At 42.2% G+C, this 11,580-nt stretch carries 13 protein-coding genes; 8 read left to right on the plus strand and 5 right to left on the minus strand.

Features of this window, described 5'->3' with window-relative positions; all coding sequences use genetic code 11:
- The first annotated feature begins 47 nt into the window (after positions 1-47).
- Complete coding sequence (locus tag MKY93_RS15785) at positions 48-1,403, plus strand: alanine/glycine:cation symporter family protein (protein WP_340760097.1); 1,356 nt, start codon at positions 48-50, stop codon at positions 1,401-1,403.
- Between the two features lie 83 nt (positions 1,404-1,486).
- Positions 1,487-1,708: a DUF1128 domain-containing protein gene (locus tag MKY93_RS15790; protein ID WP_009498470.1), complete on the plus strand. Its 222-nt coding sequence runs from the start codon at positions 1,487-1,489 to the stop codon at positions 1,706-1,708.
- 28 nt (positions 1,709-1,736) lie between these two features.
- On the opposite strand, the gene motB is transcribed toward MKY93_RS15790, so the two are convergent.
- Together motB and motA are read right to left on the minus strand one after the other, a co-directional pair.
- Positions 1,737-2,504: a flagellar motor protein MotB gene (gene motB / locus MKY93_RS15795; RefSeq protein ID WP_009498471.1), complete on the minus strand. Its 768-nt coding sequence runs from the start codon at positions 2,502-2,504 to the stop codon at positions 1,737-1,739.
- On the minus strand, positions 2,488-3,303 hold the full coding sequence (gene motA, locus MKY93_RS15800) for a flagellar motor stator protein MotA (protein ID WP_040759806.1): 816 nt from the start codon (positions 3,301-3,303) through the stop codon (positions 2,488-2,490). The genes motB and motA overlap by 17 nt, the downstream gene beginning before the upstream one ends.
- Before the next feature lie 185 nt (positions 3,304-3,488).
- On the opposite strand from motA, the gene MKY93_RS15805 reads away from it, so the two are divergent.
- The 3 genes from MKY93_RS15805 to MKY93_RS15815 all read left to right on the plus strand — a co-directional run bounded on the left by MKY93_RS15805 (position 3,489) and on the right by MKY93_RS15815 (position 5,652).
- Entirely contained in the window at positions 3,489-4,721 is a 1,233-nt protein-coding gene (locus tag MKY93_RS15805) for an aminopeptidase (protein WP_340760104.1), read from the plus strand.
- A 116-nt stretch (positions 4,722-4,837) separates the two neighbouring features.
- Positions 4,838-4,969: a hypothetical protein gene (locus tag MKY93_RS15810; RefSeq protein WP_340760106.1), complete on the plus strand. Its 132-nt coding sequence runs from the start codon at positions 4,838-4,840 to the stop codon at positions 4,967-4,969.
- 107 nt (positions 4,970-5,076) lie between these two features.
- Positions 5,077-5,652, plus strand: a complete 576-nt coding sequence (locus MKY93_RS15815; RefSeq protein WP_009498475.1) for a beta-class carbonic anhydrase — start codon at positions 5,077-5,079, stop codon at positions 5,650-5,652.
- Between the two features lie 648 nt (positions 5,653-6,300).
- On the opposite strand, the gene MKY93_RS15820 is transcribed toward MKY93_RS15815, so the two are convergent.
- Positions 6,301-6,846, minus strand: a complete 546-nt coding sequence (locus MKY93_RS15820; RefSeq protein WP_009498477.1) for a GNAT family N-acetyltransferase — start codon at positions 6,844-6,846, stop codon at positions 6,301-6,303.
- A 232-nt stretch (positions 6,847-7,078) separates the two neighbouring features.
- Between MKY93_RS15820 and MKY93_RS15825 the strand changes: the two genes are divergently transcribed.
- The 3 genes from MKY93_RS15825 to map all read left to right on the plus strand — a co-directional run bounded on the left by MKY93_RS15825 (position 7,079) and on the right by map (position 9,117).
- Positions 7,079-7,816: a tryptophan-rich sensory protein gene (locus MKY93_RS15825; protein ID WP_340760110.1), complete on the plus strand. Its 738-nt coding sequence runs from the start codon at positions 7,079-7,081 to the stop codon at positions 7,814-7,816.
- Between the two features lie 114 nt (positions 7,817-7,930).
- Entirely contained in the window at positions 7,931-8,272 is a 342-nt protein-coding gene (locus MKY93_RS15830; RefSeq protein ID WP_340760112.1) for a hypothetical protein, read from the plus strand.
- A gap of 95 nt (positions 8,273-8,367) precedes the next feature.
- Complete coding sequence (gene map / locus MKY93_RS15835) at positions 8,368-9,117, plus strand: type I methionyl aminopeptidase (RefSeq protein ID WP_009498480.1); 750 nt, start codon at positions 8,368-8,370, stop codon at positions 9,115-9,117.
- Positions 9,118-9,197: 80 nt separating this feature from the next.
- Here map and MKY93_RS15840 read toward each other — a convergent pair whose 3' ends face one another.
- Together MKY93_RS15840 and MKY93_RS15845 are read right to left on the minus strand one after the other, a co-directional pair.
- Entirely contained in the window at positions 9,198-10,382 is a 1,185-nt protein-coding gene (locus tag MKY93_RS15840) for a DEAD/DEAH box helicase (RefSeq protein WP_009498481.1), read from the minus strand.
- A gap of 38 nt (positions 10,383-10,420) precedes the next feature.
- Positions 10,421-11,464 carry a lipid II:glycine glycyltransferase FemX gene (locus MKY93_RS15845; RefSeq protein ID WP_340760115.1) on the minus strand — a complete coding sequence of 348 codons (1,044 nt, stop codon included), beginning with the start codon at positions 11,462-11,464 and terminating at the stop codon, positions 10,421-10,423.
- Between the last annotated feature and the right edge of the window lie 116 nt (positions 11,465-11,580).

The raw sequence follows: 11,580 nt of genomic DNA on the forward strand, positions 1-11,580 counted from the left end.
CACTTTGAAAATCATAAAAATCTATAGAAACGGATGGAGGGGATGAAATGGAAAAAGTTACAAACTTTTTGACAAGCGCATCAGATCTAATTTGGGGACCCCCGTTGCTTATATTATTGATCGGTACCGGAATATATTTGACGATACGTTTAACCTTTATACAATTGCGATTATTACCTTATTCATTAAAACAAGTATTTTCAAGAAAGCATGATAAGAAAGCAGACGGGGATATCTCACAGTTCCAAGCGTTAATGACGGCAATGGCGGCCACAGTTGGAGTCGGAAACATCGTCGGAGTTGCTTCTGCGGTCGTTGCAGGAGGCCCGGGAGCTATTTTCTGGATGTGGCTGGCTGGTTTTTTCGGAATGGCGACGAAATATAGTGAAGCTATTCTCGCAGTAAAATATCGTGTGAAGGATTCCAATGGCTTAATGGCCGGCGGACCGATGTATTATTTGGAACATGGCCTGAAGCAGAAGTGGCTCGGTGTCCTGTTCGCACTCTTTGGAGCATTGGCCGCTTTTGGTATCGGAAATGGAACACAGTCAAAAGCAGTGGCAGATGTAATGAAAAATACGTTCGATGTGCCACATTATATTACAGGGGCCGCTTTGGTTGCATTTGGTGCACTCGTCATTCTGGGGGGCATCAAGTCGATTGGTCGGGTAACTGCATTTTTCGTGCCTATTATGGCTTTATTCTATTTCATTGCCGGAACGATCGTTATGGTTTTGAATATTGAAGCAGTACCTGCAGCATTCGGTTTGATATTCTCGGATGCGTTTACCGGGCAAGCAGTCGCAGGTGGTGCAATTGGAGCGGTCATACGTTTTGGTGTCGCGAGAGGTCTTTTCTCTAATGAAGCCGGTCTCGGTTCTGCCCCAATTGCGGCAGCGGCAGCACGTACGGACTATCCTGGACGTCAAGCGCTCGTGTCCATGACACAGGTTTTATTCGATACATTGGTTATTTGTTCGATTACAGGTGTTACGATCGTCATGAGTAATAAATGGCAAGACAGTTCCATCGACGCGGGGGCTTTAACAGCTGAAGCTTTTGGTTCCTTTTTAGGAGGAATCGGACCCATCTTAGTATCGATCGGGCTAGTATTCTTCGCCACTTCAACCATTTTAGGATGGAGTTATTATGGGGAAAAGTGTTTCCAATATCTCGTGCCGAATCGCAAAGCCGTCCTCTTCTATCGAGTAATTTTTGTTGGCTTTATCTATGTTGGCGCAACAGCATCGCTTGATGTAGTATGGGTTTTAGCAGATGTATTGAACGGTTTGATGGCGATTCCGAACTTGATCGGGCTTCTTGGTTTGTCTGGAATTGTTGTGATGGAAACAAGACGGTTTAAAAAGAAAATAGACGAAGAACGAGAAGAACTGCGCAAGTAATTACTCAATGTTCAGTTGACAGTATATCGCTTTCGTGAAATGATGGAAATCATAGATTACAAGGAGAGAAAGGCGGTTTCACTATGGACTTATCTACTCAAACACCAGAGAATATTGCGTATATGATTGAAAAAATTAAAGAAAAACTGCGTATGGTTAATGTCGATGCCATGAAAGCAGATAGTTTCAGTACGGAGCAATATGAAGACTTGCACTATATGTACGAGATGGTCATGAAGCGAGAAAATATTACGCCAAATGAAATGCAGGCAATTGCAGCGGAACTTGGTTCTATGCGCAAATAAAAAAGACTCCAATTGGAGTCTTTTTTATTTATTGAGGCGTAACGTTTGTCCCATCTTCTAGTACAAGTGGTTGAATAAGCACTTCGACTCTTCGGTTTTTACTGCGATTTTCTGCCGTATCGTTCGGCACAATTGGTTTATATTCCCCATACCCTTTTGCACTGAAAAGATTCGGGTCCACTTCATTGCTTTCCACGATAATTTTCAAAAATTTGACTGCACGCATAACACTCAGTTCCCAGTTAGATGAATACTGTGCATTGTTGATCGGAATATCATCAGTATGTCCTGTGATGATCACTTGTCGGGGACGATCCAACGTGAGCAACTGTGAAATATCATTTGCCAATCCCATATACTCAGGATTGATTGTTGCTTCGCCAGAATTGAACAATACACTATCGCGAATTGTCAGAAGCAAGCCTTCATTCGTCAGTTCGGTATCAAATTGACTCTCCAATTCATTCACAGCAATATATTCATCTAAATCATCCTGCATCTCACCAAGCGACTGCTGATCTTCCAGATACGATGAGTTCTCATTCTGTTCTCCGACCGAATCATCTGGAACCGGAACGTTCGTTGGAGCCGATTCACTCATGATGCCGCTGCCACTTTCGAATATTTCACTGAAAACTGCGGACATCTGCTGAAAACGTCCTTCATCCATAGAACTACTGGCGAAAAGTACGATGAATAACGCCAGTAATAAAGTCAATAAGTCTGAGTAGGGTAGCAGCCAGGATTCACTCATATGTTCCATTTCACGCTTTTTTTTCTTACGTTTCTTCGACAACCTGACCAGCCCCCTTGCCATCATTGCTGTCTGAAGCTAGCTTCTTTCGATCTTCTACTGATAAATAAGATGCAAGTTTTTGCTCAATTACTCGCGGCGCTTCCCCTTCTAATACAGAAAGGATTCCTTCAATGACCATCGTTTTCTGCCGGACTTCTTCTTTCGACTTCCGTACTAACTTATTAGAGAATGGATGCCATAGTACATACCCAGTGAATATCCCCAATAAAGTAGCGATAAACGCTGCAGAAATCGCATAGCCCAACGCTTCAATATTGTTCATATCGCCTAATGCGGCAATCAGTCCAACAACCGCTCCTAGAACACCGAGTGTCGGCGCATATGTCCCTGCCTGTGAAAAGATGAGCGCACCAACAGAGTGACGATCTTGCATAGCCTCCACTTCTTCGCTCAAAACATCTCGAATATAATCGGCGTTTTGTCCATCAATGGCCAAGCCAAGTCCATTTTTCAAAAATGGGTCGTCAATTTCATCCGTTTTCGCTTCTAGTGCCAATAGACCCTCACGTCTTGCTACGTCTGCCCAAGAAGAAAATAAACGAATTAACTCCGCATCAGAGGCAAGCTTTTGCTGAGTGAAAATGATCTTGAAAAGTTTAGGTACTCTTTTTAACTCGCTCATAGGAAAGGCGATCACGACCGCTGCAACAGTTCCTCCGATGATAATCAGGATGGCCGCCATGTTGAACAGCGCATCAGGTGTTACCCCTTTGAGCGTCATCCCGACAAGCAGTGCGACTAAACCTATTACTAATCCTAATACCGTGGATAAATCCATATTAAAAGCCTCCAAATACTGCATTCTTCTTATTATTTCGGTCAATTATCGATGTTCTTTAGGGTAAATGAACGACAATTCGTGATGATTTTGTGGCGTTTCTCGAACCGTCTATTGCTTTATAATTGCGAAAGGCGATCTGCCCTTGATACTATTGACATACTATGTGAAAAGGAGATGTCATGATGGATCATTTTCAAAACCAACTTTCCAATTACGCTGAATTAGCAGTTAAAGTAGGTGTAAATATTCAGAAGGATCAATATCTATTTATTAGTGCTTCCACTGAGATTACTCAATTCGTCAGGTTGATTGTTGAAAAAGCTTATGAAGCAGGAGCTAGGCAAGTATTCGTTGACTGGGTGGATGACGTAGTCACTCGTCTGCGTTACGAAAAAGCACCAGCAGATTCGTTTTCTGACTTTCCTTCTTGGAAAAGGGTGGAGCGTGAAGAGCTTGCTGACAAAGGCGCAGCTTTCATGTCCATCGTTTCGCAAGATCCAGATTTATTGAATGGCATTGAGCCGAATCGCATTCGTGACAATCAAAAAGCTTCCAGCACTGCACTCAGTAAATTTCGACAAGCGATGCAAGCAGATAAATTCAGTTGGACAGTGATCGCGGCAGCTGCTCCTGCATGGGCCGCTAAAGTTTTTCCTGATCACTCAGCTGAGGATCAAGTCCCCGCTTTGTGGGATGCTATTTTGCGCGCGGTGCGGGCAGATCAACCGAATCCTGTTGAAGCTTGGCAACGACACGATGAAAACTTACATGAAAAAGTAGATTACTTGAATGGAAAACATTATCACAAACTACATTATACAGGCCCCGATACAGATTTAACAATAGAATTGCCGACCAAACATTTATGGTGCGGGGCAGGAAGTATCAATCAACACGGCCATGAATTCATGGCTAATATGCCTACGGAAGAGGTGTTCACCGCTCCTTTGAAAGAGGGTGTAAATGGCTATGTGTCCAGCACGAAGCCACTTAGCTATGCAGGTACAATAATTGACCGTTTTAAAATCACGTTTAAGGATGGTGCAATTACGGATGTTTCTGCTGAACAAGGAGAAGAAATCCTTAAACAGTTAATCGATACCGATGAAGGAGCAAAGTTTCTAGGTGAAGTGGCATTAGTTCCACATGACTCGCCTATTTCCAATTCAAATATTTTATTTTACAATACATTATTTGATGAAAATGCTTCAAACCATTTGGCCATCGGAAGTGCATATGCTTTCTGTTTAGATGGAGGAAAAGAAATGTCTTCCGAACAATTGCAAGCAAACGGTTTGAATCAAAGTTTGACGCATGTGGACTTTATGATTGGTTCTGAAAACATGGATATTGATGGTATTTTGCCGGACGGGACGGTAGAACCCATATTCCGAAAAGGAAACTGGGCTTTCTAAAATTCGTCACATTTTCTTCAAATTTTCATCCAAGCCCTTAAAATCTTGTCTAAAATCGTGTATAATAGGTAAGAGAACAGATCATATATGGAAAGAGGGGCTTACAGATGGGCTTAATGTATACTACAGTTATCGGTTACATGGTTGTTCTTGGATTAGCGTCATTGTTTACAATGCACTTTTTGGCTGGCGCAATGGATTCATCTGACTCAGTGATTATTGATCCAAAACCTGAAACAAAAAACTAATTCGTTCATATCCCGATTCGTTCGGGTCCAGACTTTACATGTCGACTAGAGTTGCCCTACTCGGCAACTCTTTTCTTTTTTATCAAACAGTCCAGGAGGGTTATTAAATGACATCATTATCCGAAATTATGAGTTACAATCAGGCATTCGTAGAAGAGAAGAAATATGAAGAGTTCGCTACCACGAAGTTTCCAAATAAGCGGATCGTCATCTTAACTTGCATGGACACTAGATTAATTGAGCTGCTACCAAAAGCCATGAATCTAAAAAACGGCGATGCCAAAATTATTAAAAGTGCCGGCGCTATCATCACTCATCCATTCGGCGGTCTTATGCGAAGCATTTTAGTCGCAGTTTATGAATTGCAGGCGGATGAAGTATATGTAATCGGCCATCATGATTGCGGCATGAGTTCAATCGATACTTCACATGTCGTGGATAGTATGATCGAACGTGGAATTGATCCCGCCATCTTCAAAACACTGGAGTACTCTGGTATTGATATGGAAGCTTGGCTCCATGGATTCAGCGATGTGACGGAGAGCGTGAAAAAGAGTGTGGATGCCATCAAAAATCATCCATTGATTCCGGAAGACGTCAATGTACACGGTCTCGTTATCGACCCTGCAAATGGCAAGCTCGATGTTATTGAAAACGGCTACGATGTAGTGGAGAAAGCCTAACCCTCCTCTATTTCACCAACACCTAAAGAACCGGCTTCTTCTTTTATAGAAGAGGCCGGTTCTTTTAGGTTACAAACAGAGCAAAAAGTTAGAGAGAGAAGCGAAGAAAACGAATATAGGCTTGCGATCCGGGGATTTGCACTCCAGACGGGGACGCTTTCCGGAGGGCGTGGCTTGAGCCGCTTCCTTCGCTGCGCTCAGTCCAGGGTCTCAAGACTCACGCTGATCCTCCCGGAGTCGCCCCGTCTTCCACGCAAATCCCTAGATAGTGAGCCGTAGCATATTGTGAAATCACTGTATGGAGTACGTGTAGTTGTATACTTAGCCAAAAAATTCCCCATCCTTCAGAGAAGTTAAATCGAGCATTTATCTCTTTATGATTGGTGGGTCAACTCACTAACGCTAGGAAAATACGCTAGTTGATCGGAGTGGAAGGCGGCGACTCCAGCGGGATTAGCGCGACAGGTGAGACCCCACAGGAGCGTAGCGACGAGGAGGCTCACCGCACGCCCCGCGCCGCCTGGAACGTAGATCAACGGTGCCACTCTCCAATTCTTCCACCCTCATACCGAAAGAACCGGCTCCCTTCTATTCGAAGAGCCGGTTCCTTACTTTTGATATCCATTTCCGCCATGCGGTCTTGCCCTTTCAATAATCACTTTCCAAGATCGTGTACATATAGTGATCTTCCCACACTCCGTTTATAAATAAAAGTTGACGCAGCAAGCCTTCGCGTTGATAACCTGCCTTCTCTAATACTTTTACGGAGCCTGTATTGCGTGGAGATACATAGGCTTCGACCCTATGCAAATTCACTTTTTCAAAAGCAAAGTCATTGATTAGGCGGACTGCTTCCGTACCGATTCCCCGGCCCGTCTCCCTTTGATCGATCGAATAGCCAACAAACCCACTTGAAAACGGCAAGCGCTTGATGCTGTACAAAGAAATCTGCCCGATAATCATGCTTGATTTGGAATCAAAAATTCCGAAATTATATTCTCTTCGGTCCCGCATTTGATAAAGAGATTCACGAATTTTGTCTCGCTGCATGGCTACGGTGTAGTACGTATTGTCGTGCCGCGGTTCGAATTCTGTCCAATACTCTTTATTCGCAATGAGCAGCTGGGTGAACTGATAGGCGTCGTCTTCCGTCAGTATCCGTAAATAACACTGCTCTCCTTCCAGTAATATCATATTCCCCTCATCCTTTTTCTACGAATTCTGTTTCAACCGTATATTCTCTTCAGGTTATGAATGAAATGGAGAATCAATGCTGTATACCTGAATTCATTATTAACTATTATAGTATTTTTCTTCCCTACAAGACAATAGAACGCCATCATTTCGCATTTGTAAAGGAAAATTCATACTTTCTGCTTCAATCATCACAAATTCTCTGTATACTATTCTTCAGGAGGATTTTATCATGCTAAGAATAACTTTGATGGCACTTTCGTTGCTCATCATGATTGGAACTCATATCGCCGCAAACTTGATTCCGCTGAACGGGCTTACAACATGGGAAATCGCCAATCGAGTACCTGTTCTGTTCATGCCGGCAGAGTATGTTTTTTCCATCTGGATTGTACTGGATTTATTAATGGTAAGTTGGTTATATTTATTTACTAAAACATCAGCTGGGCAGACTTCGTCGGTTGCCAATCTACGGACTATCTGCTTTAGTGTCAGCTGCTTTTTAAATATAGCATGGTTGTTGTTGTGGCATTATAGCTATTATTATTGGGCAATTATCAGTGTAATTGGTTTATTGATTTGCTTATTGGTTTTCTATTTCAGTTATCCAAAAACAGATGGTATGAACCGCGAACGGTTACCTATCTCCGCCTATACAGGATGGATTTTCATCGCCGTAATCGCCAATACCTACTATGCTTTCAAATTCCATGATTGGTCCGGCTTTGGCTTGAGTGACCCTTTATGGACTGTGTTCTTTTTAAGTCTTGCTACGGCAATTGCATTGCACTTCATGTATCATTATCGTGATTATATGTTTAATCTCATCGTCATTTGGTCTTTTATCGGGATTGCCATCAAGAATGGCACAGATGAATTATTTGTTTCTACAGCAGCCTTATTTCTCTCGGCTGTAATTGCATTCATCTTGATCATGGAGAAACGATTTTCCAAAGCGCAAAATTTGTGACACAGCTGCAAACTCAAACAGCTGTGTTTTTTTGTGTGATGATTTGGCAAAATTGGGTATAGGTTATAGTATGAACTATCATGCTATAGAGGAAAGTATTGGAGGTTACCGCATATGTCAAATACAAAATTACTCTCTTCCCTATGTTACTTCAGCATCTTTTTTGCGCCTCTTTTGCTGCCTGCTATTATATATTTTGTGACAGATGAAGTTGAGGTTCGCAATCACGCGAAAAAGTCATTCATTTCTCATATCATTCCCATGTCTTTATTGATTGCCGCCTTTGTCTTACTGTCGTTTTCCGTCCTTTCATTCAACACTCAATCTGGTGCAATGCTAGATGGCAATGTTCTATTCTGGGGGTTCGCTCCATTGATGTTCATCGTCTTATATAGCCTATTGTTTCTTGTCGTGCTCATTTGGAATGTTTTCCAAGGAATAAAAGTACTGAAATAGACAAGTGATTTTGTGGGCAAATCACTAAAAATTCATGAGTAGAGTATGATATAGTATGGATTGTATAATTTGTACGGAAGAAAGGACTTGTGAACATGATTGTAAAAAACGAAGAACAATTGAATGGGTTGCGCGCGATTGGACGGATCGTGGCGGAGATTCGTGAAGCAGTGAAAGAAGCAACTGTGCCTGGTATGACGACAAAAGAATTGGATGAAATAGCAGGTAAATTATTTGCGGAAAAAGGAGCAGTCTCTGCACCTATCGATCAATACGACTTTCCCGGATATACTTGCATCAGCGTTAATCATGAAGTTGCCCACGGCATTCCGGGCAGCTATGTCATTAAAGACGGTGACCTGGTCAATGTAGACGTTTCCGGATCGCGTGATGGCTATTTTGCGGATACTGGCATTTCTTTTGTAGTCGGTACACCCGATGACGCTAAACAAAAGCTATGTGATGTAGCAAAGTCTTCTTTAGAACGAGCTTTGTTGAAAGTGAAGGCAGGATCAAGTCTGAACCAGATCGGAAAAGCAGTGGAGCGAGAAGCAAAGGATCATGGCTTACATGTTATTAAAAATCTTACAGGACACGGAATCGGGACTTCTCTTCATGAAGAACCCCAACATATCCTGAATTATTATGATCCGTGGGATAAAGAACTGCTGAAAGATGGTATGGTACTCGCTGTAGAGCCGTTCATTTCGCAGAAGGCGGAGCATGTGATTGAGCTGGATGATGGCTGGACGTTTGCTACGCCGGATAAATCATTGGTCGCCCAAATTGAACATACGATTATTGTCACGAAAGATGAGCCAATTATCCTGACTAAGCTTGATTGATATTCGAGAGCATTGTGAAACTGCAATGCTCTTTTTTCATAAAAAAGAGCATGCGCGAAATACCGCGATGCTCAGTTTGATTAGTTCTTTTTTTGTTTAGGTTTCGATTTCTTAGTCTTCGGCGCAGCTTTTTTCATTTCTTCAACCGTTTTGGCGTTACCTTCGACTAGATTTCCGCTGTACCAAACTTTCTGTACAGTCTTGATTCCTTTTGTAACCTTACGATAATCCCGCTCTTCTGCATAAGAGAGCAATGTCAGTACTTCACCATCTGCCCCTGCGCGTCCTGTACGTCCTGAACGGTGCAAATATTGCTCCACAGTATGAGGCACATCGACATGGATTACATGTGTCAATCCTTCGATATCCAAGCCACGAGCTGCTAAGTCCGTTGCGATGAGTACACGAATCTTGCCTTCCCTGAAGTCCTCAAGCGTTTTCTGTCGGTCGAACTTCTTCATATCGGAATACAAAACAGCGATTGGTGCATCATTATACAACAACTTTAACTCTTTCATCCGTAACTGATCCACATTGTTCATGAAGGTCAAGGCACGGACTCCAGATAACGCAGAAATTCCGCGCAGAACATCTGTCTTCTTGCGATCATCTACTTTGATGTAGGAATGAACAACATGTCCGCTCTCCGGGATTTCATCTGCATTGACTTGTAAGCGGATCGGATCTTTCATCATCCGTTTGGCAACAAGTTCGATCTCCTCAGTGATTGTAGCGGAGACGACTGCAAGCTGATGTTCAGGATTTGCTGCTTCAATCAAGCTCTTCACCATCACTCTGTATTCGCGCGAAAGTAACTGATCGCCTTCATCGATAACTACATAATGAACATCGTACATCTTCAACTTTCTTTCTTTTACGAGTTCATTCAATCTTCCAGGTGTCCCTACTACAATCGTTGGTTTCTTTTTCAGTTTTTCTATTTGACGCTGCATATTTGCGCCGCCAATTAGCTGGGTAACTGTTACAGAAGTTCCCTCTACTAAATCACGGATCACATTAACAATTTGCATCGACAATTCCTGCGAAGGCGTTATAATTAGTGCTTGTGTCTTTGGCAAATCTCCATTAACCATTTGGATCAAAGGTAAGACATATGCCAATGTCTTACCTGTTCCTGTCGGCGACTCTGCCACGATATCTTTACCAGCCAACATTTCGGGAATCATGAGCGTCTGGATCGGCATGGGCTGCTTAAATTTCCATTTCGTGCGCAAAGATTCATTCAGCTTATCTAAAAAAGTCATTCGGTTCACTCTTTTCTTTAGTTGAGGGGTTCAACCGGTTATTTTTTTTGAAGCTTCTTTTTCATCTTTTGGATTTTAGGCACCACTTTTACAAACATGTTGTAGATGAATGGTTTATATACTTTATCAATTTCTCCAATAAATTCGGTTACTCCATCTTTTTGGCAAAAACTGTTTTTAAAATTATATAATCCGTCCTGTTCGCTATCGAGAACAAATACTCCTCCGAGGTCATACTGTTCGGCTCCGATTTCGAGCCCCCACTTCATCATTTCATAATTCATGAGATAACTGGGATTTAGGTTACGTTTTGTATTGGAACTACCTGCATACAGATAGTATAGCTTGCCGTTATAGTTTATGGTCACAGCGCCAGCCAAATAGTCGTCTTCATGCTTAGCCAAGTAAATCCGCAAGTCATCGAAGGCTTCACGCATTTTCAGAAAGTATTCATATGAACGGATTGAAATTTGATTTCGAACAGACATTTCTTCGTAAATCTCAAAAAACTTCTTTAGATAATCATCACTTCGGGAGTAAGTAACCTCCACCCCGTTGCGTGCTGAACTACGTATTTTACTTCTTGTACGCCCCCGGAATTTCAACATCAAAGAATCCGGATCTTCGTCTGTCAATTTTACAATCATATTATATCGGGGCTGAATCAAATCCTCTTTCCCTGCCCCTTCGTTGCGCACTATGTAACCAGCATTGCGATAGATCTGATCCAATTCTTCTGTAAAGAGTTGTTCAGGATCCATTTTCAGTGCAAATGCTTTGTATTTCTTAGCAATCACATCGGCTTCTTTCAATAACTCTTCTACTAATTGCTTGTCATGCAGATCACAAATCGGACCTCTCGGAGCATATAACAATGAATATCCGCCTGGCACTTTTTTGATCAGCAGTGACATCGCTGCTACAATCTCACCATCACGTTCAACATATACTTGCTCATTTCCCCAATCATCTTTGACATTCGCCCAATTGGGATCCTGGGTAATTGATCTAAAAGGTGAATTTCTTACAAACGTTTCATATCTTCTAACATCTTCTGCTTTGTTTTTATCCAAAATCGGCACTTCCGGAACACTCCTTACGTTACTGCAGCTCCGTACAATTCAAGTTTCAAGCCTATCCAAAAAAGTGTAGATTTTTGAAAGAATGGTACAGCCACAGCTCTATTAAGTGTAGCTTA

Source organism: Sporosarcina sp. FSL W7-1283 (genome assembly GCF_038003105.1).
Lineage (GTDB): Bacteria > Bacillota > Bacilli > Bacillales_A > Planococcaceae > Sporosarcina > Sporosarcina newyorkensis.